This window comes from Streptomyces sp. CA-106110, from assembly GCF_050936285.1.
Lineage (GTDB): Bacteria > Actinomycetota > Actinomycetes > Streptomycetales > Streptomycetaceae > Streptomyces.
In genome coordinates this window covers 399,887-419,329 of sequence record NZ_JBNJNB010000002.1, presented here as the reverse complement: position 1 = coordinate 419,329, position 19,443 = coordinate 399,887, and the positions used below count along the sequence as shown (strand labels likewise).

The 19,443-nt window shown below is 67.7% G+C and carries 19 protein-coding genes and 1 pseudogene; 10 read left to right on the top strand and 10 right to left on the bottom strand.

Annotated elements, in window-relative coordinates:
• The first annotated feature begins 183 nt into the window (after window positions 1–183).
• From ACQEXA_RS59630 to ACQEXA_RS59615, 4 genes are all read left to right on the top strand, one after another.
• Window positions 184–795 carry a hypothetical protein gene (locus ACQEXA_RS59630; RefSeq protein ID WP_433135082.1) on the top strand — a complete coding sequence of 204 codons (612 nt, stop codon included), beginning with the start codon at window positions 184–186 and terminating at the stop codon, window positions 793–795.
• An 81-nt stretch (window positions 796–876) separates the two neighbouring features.
• Window positions 877–2,088, top strand: a complete 1,212-nt coding sequence (locus ACQEXA_RS59625) for a HEPN-associated N-terminal domain-containing protein (RefSeq protein WP_433135081.1) — start codon at window positions 877–879, stop codon at window positions 2,086–2,088.
• A 336-nt stretch (window positions 2,089–2,424) separates the two neighbouring features.
• Window positions 2,425–5,073, top strand: a complete 2,649-nt coding sequence (locus ACQEXA_RS59620) for a P-loop NTPase fold protein (RefSeq protein ID WP_433135080.1) — start codon at window positions 2,425–2,427, stop codon at window positions 5,071–5,073.
• Window positions 5,074–5,350: 277 nt separating this feature from the next.
• Window positions 5,351–5,821 (top strand): hypothetical protein, encoded by a 471-nt coding sequence (locus ACQEXA_RS59615; protein WP_433135079.1) that lies wholly within the window; start codon window positions 5,351–5,353, stop codon window positions 5,819–5,821.
• Between the two features lie 477 nt (window positions 5,822–6,298).
• Here the strand turns inward: ACQEXA_RS59615 and ACQEXA_RS59610 are convergent, their stop codons facing one another.
• From ACQEXA_RS59610 to ACQEXA_RS59585, 6 genes are all read right to left on the bottom strand, one after another.
• The gene (locus ACQEXA_RS59610; RefSeq protein WP_433135078.1) at window positions 6,299–7,042 is read right to left on the bottom strand and encodes a cobalamin-dependent protein; all 744 of its coding nucleotides are present in this window, start codon (window positions 7,040–7,042) and stop codon (window positions 6,299–6,301) included.
• 12 nt (window positions 7,043–7,054) lie between these two features.
• Window positions 7,055–7,858, bottom strand: a complete 804-nt coding sequence (locus ACQEXA_RS59605; protein ID WP_433135076.1) for a hypothetical protein — start codon at window positions 7,856–7,858, stop codon at window positions 7,055–7,057.
• A gap of 91 nt (window positions 7,859–7,949) precedes the next feature.
• Entirely contained in the window at window positions 7,950–8,612 is a 663-nt protein-coding gene (locus tag ACQEXA_RS59600; protein WP_433135075.1) for a hypothetical protein, read from the bottom strand.
• Window positions 8,612–9,184: a hypothetical protein gene (locus ACQEXA_RS59595; RefSeq protein WP_433135073.1), complete on the bottom strand. Its 573-nt coding sequence runs from the start codon at window positions 9,182–9,184 to the stop codon at window positions 8,612–8,614. Before ACQEXA_RS59595 ends, ACQEXA_RS59600 begins: the two co-directional genes overlap by 1 nt.
• Before the next feature lie 153 nt (window positions 9,185–9,337).
• Entirely contained in the window at window positions 9,338–9,988 is a 651-nt protein-coding gene (locus ACQEXA_RS59590; RefSeq protein WP_433135071.1) for a hypothetical protein, read from the bottom strand.
• A 98-nt stretch (window positions 9,989–10,086) separates the two neighbouring features.
• Window positions 10,087–10,557, bottom strand: a complete 471-nt coding sequence (locus ACQEXA_RS59585) for an ATP-binding protein (RefSeq protein ID WP_433135070.1) — start codon at window positions 10,555–10,557, stop codon at window positions 10,087–10,089.
• 242 nt (window positions 10,558–10,799) lie between these two features.
• Here ACQEXA_RS59585 and ACQEXA_RS59580 point away from each other — a divergent pair, with 242 nt between their 5' ends.
• The gene (locus ACQEXA_RS59580) at window positions 10,800–12,215 is read left to right on the top strand and encodes a DNA-binding protein (protein WP_433135069.1); all 1,416 of its coding nucleotides are present in this window, start codon (window positions 10,800–10,802) and stop codon (window positions 12,213–12,215) included.
• Here the strand turns inward: ACQEXA_RS59580 and ACQEXA_RS59575 are convergent, their stop codons facing one another.
• Entirely contained in the window at window positions 12,216–13,229 is a 1,014-nt protein-coding gene (locus ACQEXA_RS59575; protein ID WP_433135067.1) for an NAD-dependent epimerase/dehydratase family protein, read from the bottom strand. It lies immediately after the preceding gene.
• 261 nt (window positions 13,230–13,490) lie between these two features.
• Between ACQEXA_RS59575 and ACQEXA_RS59570 the strand changes: the two genes are divergently transcribed.
• Complete coding sequence (locus ACQEXA_RS59570) at window positions 13,491–13,814, top strand: DUF3024 domain-containing protein (protein ID WP_433135019.1); 324 nt, start codon at window positions 13,491–13,493, stop codon at window positions 13,812–13,814.
• Window positions 13,815–13,826: 12 nt separating this feature from the next.
• On the opposite strand, the gene ACQEXA_RS59565 is transcribed toward ACQEXA_RS59570, so the two are convergent.
• Window positions 13,827–14,297: a single-stranded DNA-binding protein gene (locus ACQEXA_RS59565; RefSeq protein WP_433135066.1), complete on the bottom strand. Its 471-nt coding sequence runs from the start codon at window positions 14,295–14,297 to the stop codon at window positions 13,827–13,829.
• A gap of 75 nt (window positions 14,298–14,372) precedes the next feature.
• On the opposite strand from ACQEXA_RS59565, the gene ACQEXA_RS59560 reads away from it, so the two are divergent.
• The 3 genes and pseudogenes from ACQEXA_RS59560 to ACQEXA_RS59550 form a co-directional block, all read left to right on the top strand.
• Window positions 14,373–14,585, top strand: a complete 213-nt coding sequence (locus ACQEXA_RS59560) for a hypothetical protein (RefSeq protein WP_432941050.1) — start codon at window positions 14,373–14,375, stop codon at window positions 14,583–14,585.
• A 434-nt stretch (window positions 14,586–15,019) separates the two neighbouring features.
• The gene (locus ACQEXA_RS59555) at window positions 15,020–15,550 is read left to right on the top strand and encodes a Mu transposase domain-containing protein (protein WP_433135065.1); all 531 of its coding nucleotides are present in this window, start codon (window positions 15,020–15,022) and stop codon (window positions 15,548–15,550) included.
• A gap of 289 nt (window positions 15,551–15,839) precedes the next feature.
• Window positions 15,840–16,514: pseudogene (locus tag ACQEXA_RS59550) on the top strand (IS110 family transposase); the annotation flags it as partial.
• Window positions 16,515–16,859: 345 nt separating this feature from the next.
• Here ACQEXA_RS59550 and ACQEXA_RS59545 read toward each other — a convergent pair.
• Together ACQEXA_RS59545 and ACQEXA_RS59540 are read right to left on the bottom strand one after the other, a co-directional pair.
• Window positions 16,860–17,075: a hypothetical protein gene (locus ACQEXA_RS59545; RefSeq protein ID WP_433135063.1), complete on the bottom strand. Its 216-nt coding sequence runs from the start codon at window positions 17,073–17,075 to the stop codon at window positions 16,860–16,862.
• Between the two features lie 335 nt (window positions 17,076–17,410).
• Window positions 17,411–18,181, bottom strand: a complete 771-nt coding sequence (locus tag ACQEXA_RS59540) for an IclR family transcriptional regulator (protein WP_433135062.1) — start codon at window positions 18,179–18,181, stop codon at window positions 17,411–17,413.
• Window positions 18,182–18,276: 95 nt separating this feature from the next.
• Here ACQEXA_RS59540 and ACQEXA_RS59535 point away from each other — a divergent pair, with 95 nt between their 5' ends.
• Window positions 18,277–19,443: a pyridoxal-phosphate-dependent aminotransferase family protein gene (locus ACQEXA_RS59535; RefSeq protein WP_433135061.1), complete on the top strand. Its 1,167-nt coding sequence runs from the start codon at window positions 18,277–18,279 to the stop codon at window positions 19,441–19,443.

Below are 19,443 nucleotides of genomic sequence, written 5' to 3'. Positions count from 1 at the left end.
CCGGGCGAGCTGTCCAGCCCCCGCTGCACACCCTGGCCACTGCGGTAGCCAGTGCCACGTGAAACGCGCCGCGAGTCTGGGAAAGCTCACCTACGCTGACAGCGGCCCTCGGCTCAACGCCGACAGGACTGCCCGGCCCGCCACAAGCAATCCAGACCGGCTATGCATACTTGGGACATCCGTATGGCCGAGGACGGGGTGCTGGATATGGGGGAGACATGGGAGGCTCTGGCGGCAGCGGTGGTCGGTGTGGCTGGCACTCTCGGCGCAGCGCAGCTGACGCAGAGCCGGGCCGACCGCACCAAACGCCTGGAGCTTCAGACCCTGGCAGAGCAGCAGCGTGAGGAACGCGCCCACACCGAGCAGGTTAGGCAAGCGCAAAGCGCCGAAACGCAGCGCCGCGAGCTGATCACCCTGCGCCGCGCCTGCTGCATCTCCCTCAACACCGCCTCCCGCCAATACCAGACGGCCCAGATAACCCTGATGCATGCCCTGCGCACCGGCACCGGAGTGGAGGACAGCCTGGAACAGCTCGAGGCGCGCCGCACCGCCCACCGCGACAGCTACGCCGAGGCGCAGATGATCCTGCCCCTACCGGTGTTCAACGCAGCCGGCACCGCCAGCCGCCAACTCAACCGCGGCTACGGCATCCTCAAACGGATGCTTACTTCCCCACCCGCAGGCCAGGAGGAACTGGAGGCGTTCGAAGCAGAGACGGAGAGGACATGGACCCTGTTGTCGGACATGCGTTCCTCCATGCGCCGTGACCTCGGCGTCGACGACACGGCCCCCTGAACGCACCCCGCCCCGCGCGATCTGTGCCTGCAAGCCGCCCGGGCGACCTTCCCTGCCCGCTGATCCCTTAACGTTTCCTCCATGGGGGGAGACGTCTGGTTGATGCAGGACGAGCAGGGCTGGTCCTGCAGCGACGGCCTGGTGTGTGCAGGATGCGTCGATGACGAGGTGCTGGCCGAAGCGATCCGCTCTGCCGCCCGGGACGATGAGATCTGCGACTTCTGCGAGGCTTCGCCCGCAGCCGACATCGACGTGCTCCTGGAGGCCTTCTTCGACGGCCTGCGTACCGAATACGCCACTGCCACGGACGAGAGCGCCTATTTCGAGGGTGAGCTCGTCGCCACCCCCTCGTGGGACGGCCCCGAGCTGGTCGACGAGTACGCCGATGCCCTGCGTGGTGACGAGTTGCACACGGCCGTGCGTAACGCGGCAATAGCCGATCAGGTCTGGGTGGAACGCGACTTCATCGCCCCCCGCCGTGATCAGGCGCTACATGACGGTTGGGAGCGGTTCAGCTACCAGGTCATGTACCGCACGCGGCACATGTTCTGGATGACCCGGCAGGTGGAAGACGAGAGGTTCCTCGGCGCCGGTGAGATTCCCGCCGAGATGATCCTCGACGCGCTCGGGGAACTGATTCCTGCGGTGGAGCTCCTCCATGAACTCCCGGCCGGGCACCGGCTGTGGCGTGCCCGTACCCATGCTCTGGTCGACGAGCCGTGGAATGCCCGGCTGCTGGGTACCGCTCTGCCCGAACAGGCCGTGCAGCCCAACCGTATGAGTCCGGCCGGCATCCCGCTGTTCTACGGCGCTGATAACCCCCACACAGCCGTGCACGAAGTTACACGGCACGCCGGCGACAAAACGCCGCTGGTCACCTATGCCGCCTTTGAAACGACCCGCCCCTGCACGGTTGTCGACTTCACCCGCCTGCAGCCGGTGCCCTCGATCTTCGACACGAAGCGCGCAGGCGCCCGGCGCACACTGATGTTCCTCCACGACTTTGTGGACCGGCTCAGCGCCGACGCCGACGGCCGTGAGCATCTGGAGTACGTCCCCACGCAGATCGTCACGGAGTACCTGCTGCGGGTCTTCAGCCAGGACCGTCCCGTCGCCGGGCTCATCTTCGCCTCGGCCACGGACCCCTCCGCCGAAGGCGGCGTGTGCACTGTGCTCGATGTCTCCCAGCAGCGCTGCCTCGACCCCAGCCAGCCAGAACCAGACGACGGCTTGTGTCTGCGTCTGCTGCCCGACACCCTGCATGCGGACCAGCCACTGCCGCAGCGCCCGTAACACCCCGATCGGCCTTCGCCTGGGGCTGCAACGTCGCCAGTTTTGCCTGGGGCTGACAAAACGCCCCGGAGACTTCGGCCGGTTTGCACCACGCCTGCCCGTGCGGCGAGTGGTCCAGGCCTGGCCGGTGCCTGACTGCTGTGGAACGGATTGTTCGGCGGGGAACCTTTGAGACGACTCCTCGGCCATGTGTGCTGGCGCGTCATCATGGGCGGCAGCATTGTCGCGGAACGGTCCGGTTCCAGGGGGGAGCGCATGATGTCTGCAATTCGTGTCCTGAACGCCGGAACTCGTCCAGGCGGCTTCTGGGCCTTCCGTAGGGACCGGGGCATCTACGTGAGCAGGTTGCTGACGTGGCTCGAGGATGCCGAGATACGGGGGCAGATCGGCCCGTCGTACGGCAGGCGCGCGCAGAGCGTTCGCGATCTGATGCTGGAAGACGATTACGCGCAAAGGGCGTTGGGCGATAGTCGGGTTGCCTTCGAGGAGTTGCGCGCGAGGGCCGCGGTGCTGCACACCGCCATCGACAGCATGGAGTCGGAGGCGCGCGGCATTGCACTGGACTGGCGCTGGATGTTCTTGTGGGGCTCAACTGGACTGCTGTTGAGATGCCTTGTCGTCGGTGTGTCATGGGTGTCCTTTGCCGCAGTGAGTCTGCTGGCCGCGACGGCCTGGGTGGTCACATGGCGCAGGCCGGAGTCCGTCGCGTCCGTGCGCCAGATCTGGCGGGTCGTGCGCGCGACGGTGCGGGCGGCTAACGCCTGGCCCGAGTACAACAAGGCACGGCGCGCGTGGCGCACGGCCATGGCCTCCGCTCCGGTACCCGATGTTCTGAGGCAGGTGGCCCGGGCCGCGTTCGTGACCGAGTCGGATCTCGTGCTGCGCGCCGAGGACACGGCGGGGTTGCGCGCGGCGACCGACCGCAGCTATGTGGTGCCCAGCCGTGCCGAGGCCGAATTGAACCGCAAGATGGAGCAGATGGACGGGGGAACCATCGCCTTGTGCGGCCCGCGTGGCTCCGGTAAGACTACGCTGCTCGACGGAACCCTGGAACGGGCCACGCTGGGGGTGCGGACACACACGCCCACTGGGTACGCCCCGCATGACTTCTTGCTGTCGCTGTTCGTCGACGTCTGCGAGCGATACATCGTGCTGCGCGGCTACCAAGCGCCCTCGTTCCGCCGCCTGAGCCGGATGCGTCCGCGTTTGTCGCGACTGCGATTGCGACCGCGGCAGCGGCGAGCCGCGCGGCCGGTGCTGTTCGCTTTGCTTGCCGGTGCGTTCTTTGCACTGAGCATGACCCTGGGCGCCCAGGATCTGGTGCACGAGTACGGCGACCGGGTCGACTCCGAACTGGCAACCACGCAGGACACGGCGACACATCTTGCTTGGTGGCTATGGGGCGAAGAGCGTGTCGTCACTGCCGTGGCGGCGGCCCTCATTGGACTGGTCTCCTGGCGCCTGCGCAGCACGAAGTGGGTGAAGCCCACCGTGCGTCTGCTGTGGCGTGGGGGGTGGCAGGGGGCCGGTGCGTTGCTGATCGTCGTGGCGGCCGGCACCGTCTTCACCGACCCGGACATCACTCGGCTCCTCGACTCACTGTCCTCGTCGCCGGAGGGCGGGCTGCGTCATGCTCTCGTGTTCTGGTTCCTGGCCTGGGTGTTCCGCGGCGCCGAGTTCAAGGCGTCCACAGCCGTGACGGTCGACCGCTACACCCAGGCGTGGCGCGTGCTGATGAAGTTCGGATATCAGGCTTGCCACTTCGGCGCGCTGATGTCGCTGTTGGCTGATGACGTCTGGCGCGCCATGCTCCTGGACGATGGCAATCCGGGACGGCTGGCCATGGCACTGTGCGGCTGGCTTGTGATGGGTGTGCCCGATCTTCATATGAGGCCCACGGCACCATCGTTGGTAGCGGACTGCCGTGACCACCTGCTCAGTCTGCGCACGGTTCAGACATCCTCAGCCGGCTGGAATGCCGGCGTTCCCCTCGCCGGCGCGAGCCTGAGCGGGCAGTACGGCACCTCGGTATCGACGATCCCGTCGAACTTCGCGGAACTCGCCCACGACTTTCGCGCGCTGCTGGCCCGTATCGCCCGTGAACTCCGCGATCAAGAAGGCAGCTTCGTCATCGCCGTGGACGAGTTGGACCGGCTGGGCAGCGACGCCTCCGCCCTCGCCTTCCTCAACGAAATCAAGGCGATCTTCGGCGTTCCGTACGTGCACTACATCATCTCTGTAGCCGACGATGTGGGAGCTACCTTCGTCCGGCGAGGCCTGCCGCACCGCGATGCCACCGACTCCACCCTGGACGACGTCGTCAATGTACAGCCGTTCCTCCTCGAGGAATCGCAGGCTTTGCTGACCCGTCGGGTGCCAGGGCTCACCGAAACGCACGTCCTCCTCGTGCACGCGCTCGCCGGGGGCATCCCCCGCGATCTCATCCGCTACGGCAGGCGCGTGGTCGACCTGCACCTTGCCACCGGCGATAACGGCCTTGCCACTGTGGCACGTCGACTCATCTTCGAGGAACTCGCCGAGGTCATTATCGGCTTCCGAGTACTGCTCGCCAAGCAACCGGGAACCGATGAAAGTGGCGTTGTACTCAGCGCATTCCGTGACTTGGCAGTGGGCCTGCGCAACGCGCCTGCACCCGACTTGGATGACGCACTGAAGGTCTTCGCGTTCGAAGGGCGGGTCACTCCACAGCACCCCGGAGCACCCGTCCCGGAACCTGCGGGGCAATTGATCATGGAAGCGTCCGCCTTCGCCTACCTTTCGCTCACCCTTCTCGACGTGTTCGCGAATCCCGACTTCCCTCGCCGCAGATCCCTCGCCGCCGCGCGTGGCTACGCGGGCGACCCGGCGCTCCTCGCCGAGGCGAAACAGGAACTGGGCGTCTCGGCCTTCAGTGCGCGTGTCCTGATCACGGCGATTCGCATTGCCTGGGGACTCCCGGTACCCGACCCTGATACGAACCGCTGACAGGCCGTCAACGGCCTTTGAGATCCCCATCGAGGTTGCGATAGTTGTGTGCCGCTGGCCTGCAGTCCCGGCAGCTTCGAGAGAACTGCCGAAGCGGTCTTGTTGCCTCGCCACCACAGCGTACGAGAGTCTGGCCCATTTGGACTTGGGCGGCGGTGTCGGTGCACGAGACTAGTCTGGCTGGGCTGTAGACCGTCCTGGGGGGAGCCTGAGCATGGCGTATGTACAGCATCTGTCGGTCCGGGTGCCCTGGCACGACAGCGGGTGGGGTGGCAGGGTGTGCGAGGATCCGCTGGGCAACAGTTCCTGCATCCTGCTCAAGAAGGTCGGCGAGGACCGGGACGATGAACTCGAAGCAGCGCATGCGGGCGAGCGATTCGAGGCGCTGGGCGCGGAGCCGGCCTGCCTCGCCGAGCGCGGCGGTTTTCTCAGTCCACGCAGGCATGTCCTGACGCGGAAGCATCCGTACGGCCATACGGACGCTCTCAGAGCGGTGTCGGACACGCTGGTGGACGTTCCTCCGTTCTCCGTACACGGCATTCCGTTCTACTGGCTCAACCAGGAGAACGCGGTCGAGGTGGCGGAGGAGCAGCGCATCCTCGGCTTTTCCGTGGGAGCGGAGGACTTTGCCGTAGACAAGCTCGGTTTCCGACCGAACTGGCTGCTGCACGGGGACAACCAGCGGGGGTCATCGAGGCCTTCTTCGAAAACGTGCTGTCCGAGCAGTCGTTGGTGTTCTTCTACCTGAAACACTCGCCCTTCGAGGCCCAGCCGCGCCGGATGCTGGTGGGTGCCGCCTGCATCGAGTCACTGACCCTGCCAGGGCAGTGGAACGGGTCGGACGAGACCGCCTTTCCCAACCACATGTGGGAGACGATCATCCGGCACACGCTGAGACCGGACGGCACAGGCGGGATTCTGCTGCCCGTCCAGGAGCTCGAGAGGCTCGCTGCACAGGGCCGGGATGTGAGCGTGGCACTGGCCGTGGCGCCCGAGAGAAACCGGGAGTTTTCCTACGCCACCGAGCACGTGTCGCCCGATGTGGCGGTGGCCGCCCTGCTGGAGCTGAAACGTGCTGCCCAGGCCGCCAGTGAGCTTGGCTGCTCGGTGGCGGAACGGTCACGGCAGTGGCTGGACCGGCAGTTGGGCATGGCATGGCGACGCCGTGGACCGGCGCCCGGGCTGCCGGCGGTGCTCGGACGCCTCGGCTTCGAACATCCCGTGTTCACCGCTCGCACCCTCGCATCCGTGGTGCCGGAAGGAGAAGATCCCTGGCCAGTGCTGCAACAGGCACTCGAAGACACAGGCGGGCCTGCGGAGTTCCGCCGGGTGGTGTCCGGCACCAGCAGGAGCGGTAAGGATCTTGTGGGAGGAAGGCACGGTCGACGTAGGGCAGGGCGTTGATGTCGGGCCCCAGCAGCGTCGCGCTCGTCTGGGGGTCTCCGACGCCGGCCGCACGCGTGCCGAGCAGCCGATCATGCCACAGGACGCCGGGCAGTTCCCGCCGTCGCTGCTCGTCTTCCAAGAGCGCGGCGACGCGTAGTTCGCCTTCACCCAGGACGAGGGCTTGCAGGTTGGCCATGCGGGGATCTGCCAGGATGCGGTCGGGCATCGCCTTGGCGTGATGCCCACCGACCATCAAAGCGATGTGCGGATCGAGCTTGGCGGCGATCCGCGCGGACATCTCGTAGGTGGGCGCCAGGAGGTTCATCGCCGCCCACCGAGGCGCGGCCGCGTTGCAGACCTGCGCTGCTTCCGCCACGCCCAGCCCGTGCGCTTCAGCGTCGAGCAGACCGACGTTGAAACCGGCCTGCTTCGCGTAGGTGGCGATGTAGGCCATGCCGAGCACGGGGAGCGTGTAGTCGTTGGTGCGCGGCCGCAGGGTGTAGTCGCGTAGCGGCGCATTCACGAACAAGGCGTCGAGCGTGCGCCTGGCGTCGGCGCCGTTGATCAGCGGTAACTGTGGCATGGGTCCTCCAGGTCATCGGGCATGTGAGCCCCAGGTGAGGGTGGAGAGGGTCAGGGTGTGCAGGGCGGTACGGTCGGTGCCGGCCCAGCCGGTCCACATCGGGCCGAACGCCTTGTCTTTCTTGCCGGGCCAGGGGTGGTCGGGCGCGATCTGGGCGGCCCAGGTCCGCACGGCGAGATCGTCGTGCGGGTAGATGCTGAAGTCGTCGGTGAAGTCGGCGGCGGCCGCCGCGGCAGTCCATGGCCCGATGCGGGGGATCCGCGTCAGCGCGGTGACGAGGCCGGCAGCATCCAAGCGCTGCCACTCGCCGTGGTGTTGCCCGTAGTGGGTGGCCGCTGCTTGCAGCGCCGAGCGGTGGAACTTCGCGCCGACGCCGGCGAATTCGTCGTCGGGCAGGGCGAGGACCTCCTCGTGTGTGGGCGCGAGGGCGAGCGTGCCGAATGGGCCGTCGACGGTGGTGCCGAAGGTGCGGCACCAGGCGTGGTAGAGCTTGCGGGCTTGGTCGGCTCGCACGACTTGGCGCAGGATGGCGGTGGTGATCGCGTCCCACAGACAGGGGTTCGCCGGACGCTGTGAGACGCCGAGTGCGTGCAGAGCGGTGCGGAGCGTGGAGGGGGCTGCGGCGGGAAGGCGGGCGGGATCCGTGGTGACGATCGTGGGCTTCACGTCCTCGGTGCCGTGCACGCAGGCCACATGCAGGCCGCCTTCGTCGTGGGACAGGGACCAGATGCCGGAGGCCGTACGAACGGCACGCGCGCGTGCCCCGTTGTCGTATGTGTGCCAGGCAGGGTGATCGGTCGTCAGGACGCTGGTCATCGGATGCTCCTCACGTTGCGCGGTCGGTTCGCCGTAGCCTCTCGCTTCACGGGAGTTCGACGCGCCGCGGGCGCGGGAATCCCGGGGGCCGTCAGTTGATGAGGCGACGCTGGATGAGGTAGTCGCGCATCCGCATGTACTCGTCGACGGTCACCGGCCGGGACTCCACCGCCTGCTCACCGGGCTGGGCAGGGGCCGGCCAGGTCTCTCTCGACGGCATCAGCTCCTGGGCCGCGTGGGAGAGCTTCTTGCGACGAGGGCCGCGCACGAACAGGGTGACGGTGTCCGGCTCCATCACCGCCTGGTGCACCATCGTCTCGCCGAGCGTGTACGCGCTGCCGGGCCGCTCGATGGTCATGATTCCCGGCTCGAGGTCGGCCCCGGTGAACGGGCCGTCCCAGCCGTTAGTGCGGCGACGCACCACATGCACGTAGCCGCCGGTGAAGATCCGGGTGGCGAATGCGTAGCAGTGGTCGTGCGCCACGCGCTGGTTGCCGGGCCGCGGGTTCATATTCAGACGGATCTCGAAGCCTCGGTCCGCAGCCTGGTAGAGCGACATCCGGTTCAGCAGCAGCGTGACGCGGCTGGCGGCCAAACGCTCCGGATCGTGCAGCACGTCACTGACCAGCCGCGTCAGCAGGTCCCGGTCCCCGGCGAGCCGGTCCAGGAGGGCGCAGCTGACACGTTGCACCTCGCGCAGGTCACGCGAATCCAGCGACGGCACGCCGTCGAGCCAGGTGGTCGCCAGCCTCATCAGAGGCCACCCGTCGGGGCACAGGCCAGCTCTTCGAGGACCCAGCGAGCACGCCAGGCAGCGGCCGCGTACTCATCGCCGGACAGCCGTTCACCGGTATCGAGCAAGGGACGGACGGCGGCGAGCACCTGCAGGCCGTCGTCGCTGCCCTGCGTCGCACACAGCGTGCCAGGGTGCACAGCGAACACCTGCTCGGGCCCGAAACTGCGCGCATACTGCGGGCGTCCAGCCTGCATGTCGCTGAGCTCCTGGTACATCTCCAGCGCCACGGTGCCCGCAACAGTGCAGACAACCGCAGGAGTGTCCACCAGCCACGGCGTCATAGCGGACTGGGCGGTGACCCGCAGATAGACCGCATGACGGTCCGCCACCAACACCGGCAGGTAGGCATAACCGTGGGCCAGGAACGCGTCGGCCGACCCTGGCGTCCCGCTGCTGAGGGCGCTGAGAAGTCTGCATGCGAGGGCCGCGAGCCATCCCGCGGTGGCTACCGCGGAAATCTCGGGGATCTGGCCCGGGTCTCGCCCGTGTGCGAGTAGCTGGTCGACGAAGGAGGGGAGTAAGGCGTCCACGAGGTGCCCCCAATTGGGTGAGTCGGAGTGTGACGGGTGTCCCGGTGCCGGGCCACCGGGGGAGTGGAGGCGGTCCGGCACCGGGGGTTGAGGCCCGTCCCTTCCTCAAGCCTCATGCGCGTCGAGGGAGGGGCGGGAGCTTGGTGTTGGCCGTCAGGGGCCAGGGAGATCACCCAAGGCGATGACGGTGTAGGCACGGAGTCTGCGGACCATTTGGCACGCTAGGTACCAGCGCAGCCCCGGATGCCCGTAGGGCAGCGCCCCGTCGGTGGCGGGCAGGGCCTGCAACCCTCCACCGCTGTACTGGTAGGGGGTGCCGATCACTCCGTACAGCGGTGCGCTCTGCACCAGGAACACGGTCGGCCGACCGGCGAGATGAGGGCACTGCTCCGCCGCCGCTCGCGCGTGCTTCAGACACACCGGTGGCTGCGCGGTGCGCACCACCGCATCCTCGGACCGCACCTCATGCGGTCCGGCGAGGAAGACGATGCCGTGGCGGGTGCGGGCGCCCTGGGCGCAGACCTGGCAGCGCAGCTGCTCCATGCATTCGCGCTGGCGCGAGGGGTGGACCATCCGCCACCGTGGCCGGCCAGCGGGCAGGCCGTCGACGCCGATCGTTTGGGAGCAGCGGCCCCACAGGACACCTCGCAGGTCGCGGTCTTCTTGCAGTTCGTTCCAGTAGCTGAGCTGCAGGCGTCCGTCAGGACCGTACGCGCCGCGTAGTGACGAAAGGTAGTCGGGGTGCTCGGCCTCGCGGCTGGTGATGTACGGCACGAGTCGGCGGACGGTCGGGCTAGCGCTCATTGGGCAGTCCTCATCGACGTACTGATCAGCCCTACGGGCTTGCTCGGCCGTCACCATCGAGTCGTGCATACGCGTCGGGAGCGGCACTGCGGACGCAGTCATCGGGAAAACCCCGAGGCGGGTGCTTGATGGGCAGGCAATGGAGCAGGCATCTGCTCCTTCGGAGCGAGTGGCAGGTCGCACCAAGCGAGGGTTCCGTCCTCGCTGAAGCCCCAGGTGCCGCTGAGCTCAGCGATGAGGAGGTCGACGAGGAGCAGGCCGCGCCCGCTCTCCGACTCGGGACCGACGTGCTGCGGCTCGGGGATGGCCGAGGGCGACCCGTCGTGCACCTCAAGGCGCAGTTCGTCACACGCTGGCATCCAGCCCCGCACACTGACCGACTCGGATGGACTGTGCTGCACTGCGTTGGTGCACAGCTCCGAGACCACGATGAGGACGGCATCGACGCGGTCTTCCGACATCCGGCAGTGGCAGCGGGTCCACGCCCTCGTGACGCGTCGGGCCACGTCCACGTTCCACGGCTCGGAGCGGATGGTGAGGCCGAAGGCCGGCAGCACAGCCGTCGGCACCTCCCCGATGGGGCGTGGCATCGCCTCTAACAGGCTGGTCGATCCGGCATCTTTGGGGGGCATGGGGGACTCCCTGGTCCACGGGTGAGCTCGGGCTGCACCCTCAGCGAGGGTTGGCGATCAGCGTTCACCCAGCCCCCGTGGCTCCGCCATGACGTGAAGGGTGTCCTCTGCGCCTCTTGTGAGCGACGGATGTGGCCTCGGGGTAGCTTTGAAGTGGTTTGTATTCAAGGTGAGTTGCCATGGTCGGGCGCAGCGGTATCCCCTTCCCGACAGAAGGGATCGATCCGCAGACTCGCCACGGAACCGTGGCGCCGGGGACTGGGGGCGACATGAGAAGTGCACCGAAAACACTGCTCGCATGGCTGTGTGATCGGGACAGGCTTCCCTACGGCCGGTTCGAGAACAGGTTCACCGAGACAGGAGAACGCCTCTTCGGCCGGGCCCCCAACAACCCCACCTGTGGCGAGACACAGTTCCGGCGCTGGACGGGCGGCAAGCTCGTGGGCTTACCCGGCCCCGATACCTGCCAGGTTCTTGAGGCTATGTGGCCTGGCCACACTGCAGAGCAGCTGTTTGGCCCGCCGCCGCAAACCGATCCCCAGGCACCCGCGTTCGACCTGGAAGAGCGAGTTCGAATGACTGCACGTGAAGCCCATGACGGCGCCGACGCGACCGCCGCGGCGTCCATCTCCGACAACACCATCGACGAACTACGCGACCAGGTGGTGACCCTTGCCCGGACCTATCACACAAGGCCGCCCGCGCAGGCCTACGACGACGCCGACAAGCTCCGCCAGGACATCGAGAGCCACCGGGATAGGACGCAAGTCCCCGTCCAGCAGCAGGACCTGATGATCCTCAACGGGCAGACGGCCGCCCTGTTGGCGGTTGCCGCCTTCGATCTCGGCTACTTCCCCAGCGCCCGGTCCCTGGCGCGTACGGCCTCCCTCTACGGTGAGACCTCCCGGTTCGCACCTCTGCAGGCCTTTGCCGACGGCACCTTGGCCTACATCGCCTATCACACCGGCGACGCGACCGAAGCCGTGGCAAAAGCCAACCGCGCCCTGTCCCATGGAGGACTCGGCGACGTCGCCCACCAGCGCCTCCACTCCATCCAGGCCCGCGCGTACGCGCACCTCGGCGACGTCGCCGCTTCACAGCGCGCCATCCAGCTCTCTGGGGAAGCCGAGCACAACCTCCGCGACGAGCTCCACGATGTGGTCGGCGGAGAGTTCGGGTTCTCCGCGGAGCGCTTGGCCATGTCCACCAGCACCACAGCGCTGCTCATCGGGGACGCCTGGCAGGCTGAAACTGCAGCCCGTCGCGCCCTGGCGCTCCTTGCACATAAGCCGCACGGGCAGCAGTCGGCGCACGTGCGGGCGGGCGCGGCCGCCGACCTTGCGCACGCCCGCCTCCTGGCAGACGACGTCGACGGCGCAGCCGAAGCGCTTGCGCCGGTCTGGGAAGTGCCCGTCGACCAGCGCAAGACCGGCATTGTCGTGCGGGCCGCCCGCATCAGGCGACATCTGTCACAGCCCCCGTACCACGGGGCGCAGCTTCCCCGTGAGCTGCGCGAGCGGATCGAGGACTTCACCCGCGTCTCCCCGCCGTACCGGATCGGCCCGCACGTCGGCCTTCTGGCGATCGAGGCCTGATCACAGCGAGGCAAGGACGCTCGCCTCCTTCTCCGCAGCGATCCCGTGTGCCGCCCGCCTCGGGTGGTCCACGGGACGCCCGTCAGCAGCCCACCACTGCCACGTGTCCCGGATGGTTTCAGCGATCGGCCGACACCGCAGGCCTGCCTCCACGGCGCGCTGAGAGTCGACGGCCCACACCCCGGCATGCGTGCGCCACAGCGGCAGCTCGGTCCACTGCTTCACCCCGTGCTGGGACAGCGCGCTTGGGTCCGCCCAGATGGGGGTGCCGTCGCCGCCCGTCGCGGCCAGGCACTCGTCCAAAAACCCGCTGAACGAGATGCCGTCGGGGTGCGCCACATTGAAGCCCCCGCTACTTGAGCCAGCGGCCTGAAGGAGAGCGAACTCCGCGACGTCACGGACGTCGACAGGCTGGATCCGCTGCTCGGCCGGAGCTGGCGCGAGGATGCCCCCGCCCCGCTTGGCCCGCTCCAGCCACCAGGGCAGACGGCCGACGTACTCGCCGGGACCCAGGATCACGCCGGGCCGGAGGAACACCGCGGCGTCTCCGAAGGCCTCCGCCACGGCACGCTCCCCCCCGGCCTTCTGGAAGCCGTACTTGGTGGGGCTGCCGTCCTCGCCCGTGTATCCGAACGACTCGTCGGCATTGGCAGGGCAGTCCAGCAAAGGCGACTCCTCGGTCACCGGCTCGTGCGGCCACCCTGCGTAGACAGAGACAGTGGAGATGTGAACCCAGCGAGCGGCCCGGTCCTGCAGGGACGTCGCGGACAAGAGCACGTCCCGCGGGGCGAGTTCCGAACTGGACGTATCGATTACGGCGTCCCACGGGCCAAACTGGGCCAGCTTCACCAGGTCTTCGTGCACCGTACGGTCACCGTGCACGGCCTCTACGCCCGGCACATCAGCCCCTGACCGGCCGCGGTTGAAGGTGGTGACCACCCACCGTCTCGACAGCGCGCTCTCCGCGATGGCCTTGCCTAGGAACCACGTTCCGCCGATGACGAGAATCCTCATGCGCCGATCCTGCCCTTCGGAGCGTAGCGAAGGACAGAGAGACCCGTAAGAACGGCTCGTTAAAGATCACCGATGGGGGACATGCGACGGCTCAGGGGCGGGGAGCCGTCAGACGCGGAGACGCCCGGGCTGCGCACTCTGGATGGACGCGCTGCGCAACGCTGTGACCTTGCGGGTGCCGATAAATCATCCGCCCTGGTCTCGGCCTTGTTCCGTAGGTCCGTATTTCTTCACGGGGGCAGGCTCTGTACGGTCGGAGATGTGAAGATCTCGGAGATGGACCAGGCCCGGCTGAAGAAGTGGGCCGAGCAACGCATTCCTGCATACGCGAAGGCGGAAGTCTCGGTGGGGTGCACTGTGCGGGGCAGTGCCGCTGTGATTACCGAGGAGCGCGCGCCGTGGGATGGGGTTGGGGAGTGGACCTCGCGCAGGGTCGCTCGGCTGCGGCATACCGGTGAGGGATGGCAGGTGGAGGGGGCGGACCGCAATGGCCGCTGGTACCCGTGCGATCACCTGCCGACGGTCCCGTCGCTGGACGAGGCCCTGGCTGTGCTGGACGACCCTCGGAATGCGTTCTGGGGCTGATTCTTGTCCGTGTCAGAACGGGTGCGGCTCGGCGGGCGCCGTGTTCGGGGACGACTGCGTGGAATCGGGCATCGGCCTGGCTGCCGGTGGGGGCTCGCCCTGGGAGGGTGTGCCTTGCCGGTAGGTCTTGGTGACCTCGGCGGTCGCATACGTCAGGGAAACCGCGACCTCCTCGGCGTCGATCTCGAGGGTGGTGCGGCGCTGGCCCTCTTTGTCGTCGAAGGTGCGCTGCTTGAGGCGGCCCGTGACGATGATCCTCATGCCGCGGGTGAGCGACTGTGCAGCATTTTCGCCGGCTTGTCGCCACAGTGAGCAGCGCAGGAACAGCGGTTCGCCGTCCACGAATTCGTTGCGGTCGCGGTCGAACACACGCGGGGTGGAGGCGATGGTGAACCCAGCGACGGGCAGGCCGGAGGCGGTGTGCCGCAGTTCCGGGTCGGCGGTCAGGTTGCCCACCACGGTCACCAGCGTCTCGTCCGCCATCGTTGCCACCCCTTGCCCGATACTGGAACGCTCCCACCGTACCCGCCCTGCGGACCCACTGACACGATGACCGGTATGACGAGCGAGGAGAACACGCTGGAGACGGCGGCCGCAGCATTGCGCGACGCACAAGAAGCAGTGCACACGGCTCGCCGGAACCTGACCGCGGCCATCGTCGCTGCGTACCGGGCCGGCGAGCCTGCCACTCGCATCGCCGAGCGCACCGGCACGAGCGTGGTGGACATCCGCAACCTGCTGGCCGCCACCCAGAGCTCACGCCGCGCATAACCACAATCGTCCGAGCGGCCTGCCACGCAACGTAGCGCCGCAGCGGGCACCGGGGCTCCGGAGCCGTCAGGATGCGTAGGTGCGGAGTCTTCGGATTTCACTATGGGCCGCCTCAGGCGGCGGGGCAACTCGGCGTTGGCCGCGCGGAGTTCCTTCCCGCGCAGGAGGGCTGTTTCCAGGCGGCGCTGGAGCGAGGCGACGCTCGCTGGCTGCTGGCTGCGGGCGGAACACAGCGGGACAAGGCCACGGCGCCATCGTCACAATGCCACGCCGGCAGTCTCCTCACCCTGCGCGCGCTGGAGGGAGAACTGACGTCGGTGTAGTCGGCGTTCGCCTCCAGCGCCAGGCGGCGCGGGCCGCGGCAGGCAGCTCGGTCCAGTGCCGAAGTCGGTGACGATGGCCCAGCTGCGGTGGCCTCCGCTGCGGTGGAGGAGGTGGGTGATCGGCGTGGCCTTGCCGGCCCGCCGCTGGTCGACCCGCCAGGCTGGTGGCGCACGTCGCTGCGGCTGCCCCGCGATCACTACGTCCGCCTGGACACCAACGACTACTCCATCCACCCGCTCGCGATCGGCCGCCGCATCGAGGTGAAGGCCGACCTGGACCAGGTCCTGGCCTTCTGCGAGGGCACCGAGGTCGCCCGGCATGCCCGCTGCTGGGCCCGCCACCAGTCCCTGACTGACCCCTCCCACGCAGCCGCCGCGAAGGCCGGCCGCGAACGGGCCCGGCAGCAGCCGGCCGCTGCCCGCCAGCTCGACGTCGAACAGCGGCCCCTGGACACCTACGACCGGATCTTCGGTGTCATCGACGGCGTGGTGTCCCCTCCCCACCATGATCCAGATCTCAGCAATCCGAATCATCGCAGGTCGAGGTACCCTCCTCCGTTCACCTCACTCTCCGTCACCAGCATCCGCCCGCATGGTGAATTCATGAGGCGGGGGCTGAGCCCTGAAGTTTTCGGGCTGTAAACGACAACAGGCCTGCACCGAGGGGAGTGAGAAGGTGCCCAGGAGGCTCAGGCTGCTCTACCTTCCTGATCGGGTTGACCGAGCCATTCGTAGGGTTGGGTCGCCCAGGGGTGCTGGGTGTGGCTATCAGGCTGCTGCCGTCTCGTGGCATACGACGCTTCGCCGCTCGGCACCCCACGACGACTCGGCCGCCGATTAGGAAGTGCGAACAAGTCGCTGTGTAGAGCAATGCCGGCGAGGTCGTCCGTGGCACGAACAGAACGAACACGTACGTCAGGGCAGGAGCGCGATGAGCCGGATATGGGCGGGGATCGACAGCGGCAAGGGCCACCATCACGGCCTCGCCATGGACGCAGACGGCAAGACGCTGCTGCCTCGACGGGTTGCCAACGACGAGCCCGAGCTGCTGAAACTGATCGGCGACGTCCTGGACTTGGCCGACGGCCGCGAGGTCACCTGGGCCATCGACATGACCGGCGGGGAACCCGCGCTGCTGCTGGCCTTGCTGGTAAGCCACGGCCAGGAGGTCCTCTACATGCCCGGCCGGCTGGTGAACCGGGCCTCCGACGGCTACCGCGGCGAAGGCAAGACAGACGCCCGCGACGCCTACGTCATCGCCGACCAGGCGAGGATGCGCCGCGACCTGCGGCCCATCCGCCCCGGCGACGGGGCCGCCGTCGAACTCAAGCTGCTGACCGGACGTCGATTCGACCTGGTCGAGGACCGCACCCGCGTCGTCAACCGCCTGCGCGGCACCCTGCTGAGTATGTTCCCGGCCCTGGAACGGGCTCTGGACGTGACGAACACTGGACCGCTCAAGCTGCTGACGGGTTACCAGACCCCAGCCGCGATCCGCCGGATTGGGATCACCCGGCTGACCACATGGCTGGCCAACCGCAAGGTTCGCAACGCGAGAGCCCTGGCCGAGGCGGCCGTCGAAGCCGCCGAGCGCCAGCACACCGCTCGTTGCCTCGATAGTGGTACCGCACACGCTTCCTCAGATTTTGCGTGCTGGCCCGGTTCGCCACGTGGCGTGGGGTTATGCCGACGTAGAGCAGTCGTCCGGAGGCTCAGCCGGGGTAGAGCGACTCCTTGAAATGCCATCCGTAGACGTCGGCCGCGGCCGGTACGGGGCTCGGCCGGGTCAAGGCCTTTCGGGCCAACCACAGTCGGTCAGGCTGGGTGAGGGCGATAGCGTCGAAGAGCCTTGTTTCCTGGGCGACTCGTGCCGTGACGGCACAGTTCCGGGGCAGGGGAACCCGGAGTCCACGTGCGGCGCGTGTCAATCCCCTCGCAGCGTGGAGACGATCTATGCGGCCAGTCCCTCGGCGAGGGTGGCCCTGTAGTCACGTTCGTAGTCGATCGGGCTCTTGAACCCGCACACGCTGTGTAGGCGCCTGGTGTTGTAGAAGTCGGTGATCCAGGCGGCGATCTTGATGCGGGCCTCCGCGGCATCGCTGCGGAGTAGCACCGACGGCAGGGAGATCAACTTCTGGGTCACCTTGTACAGCAGGTATACGAACATCCGGTCATGCTCTCAGCCGACGAGCCGTCACCGTCGCCACCTGCAGCGACGGACTTTTCGAGCGGCACAGGCGAGCCGGTGAAGCCGGCGCTCAGGCGCCGCTCGATGCCGGGACCACCAGTCTGGTGACGCTCCTCACCGATGGGAAGACCGCCGACCCCGGCCGCGAACGCAAGGTCTGCATGAGTCCGGCCAGGGCACAGCGGGGCTGGGCCGGTAGGGCCCTCAGAGGCCCGGCGAACGGGGGCACAGCGCGAGCGAAGGCCGCCGAGGCAAGCGCCGGCGTGGCTGTGCGCTGCATCGAGTGGGTCCGGCGCGGCCGCACGCTGATGACGTCATGTGGATGCGGGCGGGGTGGGACCGTATGAGTGCCCGAGGCGCGCTGAGAGGGTCTTCGCCGCCTCGCTCACCACGGCGCCGAAGAAGGACTGGGATTCGTCGGTCAATCGGGTCATCGGGATGTTGACACTGAGGCTCGCGATCGGCTCTTTGGCTTCACCCATGATGGCCGCCGCGACCGAGCCGACGTCGGATCGCCACTCTCCCCTGTTGGTCGCATAGCCCTGTGCTCGTATCCGCTCCAGCTCGGCGAGCAGCCGGTCGGGGTCGGTGATGGTGGTGTCGGTGTAACGCGGAAGGCCCTCGGCGAGCAGGCGGTCGATCACTTCGGCGGGGCTGTGCGCCAGTACCGCCTTGCCGTTGGCGGACGCGTGCAGGGGCAGGGAATGCCCCAGGGACATGCTGGTGCGCACGGGCTTGGACGTCTCCAGCCGCTCGATGAGGACCATTTTGTTCTGCTCTTGAACCGTGAGATGGATGGTCTCCTCGGTGCGCCGGCGCAGTTCCTCCATCAGCGGCACGGCCGCGTCGCGCAGACCGAGGTCGCCGCTGGCGTGCCGGCCCACGTCCAGAGCTTTCGTGGTCAGCACCCAGCGGGTGATCTCACCTCCCGCGGGACGGATCCACCCCGCCGCGTTGAGGGTCTGCAGCGCACGCTGGACGGAGCTCTTGGGTATCCCCAGAAGCCGTGACAGCTCCCCGACTCCGATCGGCTGTCGCGTGGCGACTTCTTCAAGCACGCGCAAAGCGTTGAGAACGTTCTGCATCTCCATTGACTCCCTGATCGCTCGTCCCTAACCTCGCCGTACCTTTTTACGGCACGGTGTGCCGTATTACGGCACAGAAGATGGAGTGATTTCAAGTGACGACGCGTACTGGGCGGCATTTCCTCCAGATCCCTGGCCCGACCAGCGTCCCTGACCGGGTGCTGCGGGCCATCGCACAACCGACCATCGACCACCGCGGGCCGGAGTTCGCCGAGTTGGGACTGGACGTCCTGGAACGAGTCAAGCCGGTGTTCGGCACCAGCGGTCCCGTCGTTATTTATCCCTCCTCGGGGACCGGGGCGTGGGAAGCGGCGCTGGTCAACACTCTGAGCCCCGGCGACCGTGTGCTGGCGTTCGAGACCGGCCATTTTGCGACCCTGTGGCGCGGCATGGCCGAAGGTCTGGGGCTGGAAGTGGACTTCGTCCCCGGGGACTGGCGGCGCGGCGTGGACCCGAGCGTGGTCGCCGAGCGGCTGGCCGAGGACAAGACCCACTCCATCGCGGCGGTGATGGTCGTCCACAACGAGACGTCCACCGGTGTCACCAGCCGTGTGCCGGAGATCCGGGCGGCCATCGACGAGGCGGGCCATCCCGCCCTGCTCCTTGTCGACACGATCTCCTCGCTGGGATCGATTGACTACCGGCATGAGGAGTGGGGCGTCGACGTCACCATCAGCTGTTCGCAGAAAGGCCTGATGCTGCCCCCGGGGCTCGGCTTCAACGCGGTCAGCGAGAAGGCATTCGCCGCCGCCGGGCGGGCGCGGCTGCCGCGGTCCTACTGGGACTGGACACCCATTCTCGAGGCGAACCAGCACGGCTACTGGCCCTATACCCCGGCCACCAACATGCTGTACGGGCTGCGCGAGGCCCTGATCATGCTCGAAGAGGAGGGCCTGCCCAACGTGTTCGCACGGCATGACCGCCATGCCGAGGCAACCCGGGCCGCCGTCCGGGGCTGGGGCCTGGAGGTGCTGTGCGCCGACGAGCGGGAGTACTCCAGTGTCCTGACTGCGGTACTGCTGGGCGAGGAGCACGACGCTGACAAGGTCCGTCGCATCATCCTGGACCGCTTCGACATGTCCTTGGGCACCGGCCTGAGCAAGCTCGCGGGACGGGCCTTCCGGATCGGCCACCTCGGTCACTTCAACGACCTGACCCTGGCCGGAACGCTCGCCGGTGTTCAGATGGGGCTCCAATTGGCAGGGGTGGACATCAACCCGGCCGGCCTGAGTGCCGCATTGGACCTGCTGCGCGCCGAGTGA

Excerpts from the sequence above, each read along its gene's own strand:
- ACQEXA_RS59545 (WP_433135063.1), bottom strand. The coding sequence starts at position 17,075 with ATGTTCGTATACCTGCTGTACAAGGTGACCCAGAAGTTGATCTCCCTG.
- ACQEXA_RS59630 (WP_433135082.1), top strand. The coding sequence starts at position 184 with ATGGCCGAGGACGGGGTGCTGGATATGGGGGAGACATGGGAGGCTCTG.
- ACQEXA_RS59590 (WP_433135071.1), bottom strand. The coding sequence starts at position 9,988 with ATGAGCGCTAGCCCGACCGTCCGCCGACTCGTGCCGTACATCACCAGC.
- ACQEXA_RS59580 (WP_433135069.1), top strand. The coding sequence starts at position 10,800 with ATGGTCGGGCGCAGCGGTATCCCCTTCCCGACAGAAGGGATCGATCCG.
- ACQEXA_RS59610 (WP_433135078.1), bottom strand. The coding sequence starts at position 7,042 with ATGCCACAGTTACCGCTGATCAACGGCGCCGACGCCAGGCGCACGCTC.
- ACQEXA_RS59600 (WP_433135075.1), bottom strand. The coding sequence starts at position 8,612 with ATGAGGCTGGCGACCACCTGGCTCGACGGCGTGCCGTCGCTGGATTCG.
- ACQEXA_RS59575 (WP_433135067.1), bottom strand. The coding sequence starts at position 13,229 with ATGAGGATTCTCGTCATCGGCGGAACGTGGTTCCTAGGCAAGGCCATC.
- ACQEXA_RS59560 (WP_432941050.1), top strand. The coding sequence starts at position 14,373 with ATGACGAGCGAGGAGAACACGCTGGAGACGGCGGCCGCAGCATTGCGC.
- ACQEXA_RS59625 (WP_433135081.1), top strand. The coding sequence starts at position 877 with ATGGGGGGAGACGTCTGGTTGATGCAGGACGAGCAGGGCTGGTCCTGC.
- ACQEXA_RS59540 (WP_433135062.1), bottom strand. The coding sequence starts at position 18,181 with ATGCAGAACGTTCTCAACGCTTTGCGCGTGCTTGAAGAAGTCGCCACG.
- ACQEXA_RS59565 (WP_433135066.1), bottom strand. The coding sequence starts at position 14,297 with ATGGCGGACGAGACGCTGGTGACCGTGGTGGGCAACCTGACCGCCGAC.
- ACQEXA_RS59605 (WP_433135076.1), bottom strand. The coding sequence starts at position 7,858 with ATGACCAGCGTCCTGACGACCGATCACCCTGCCTGGCACACATACGAC.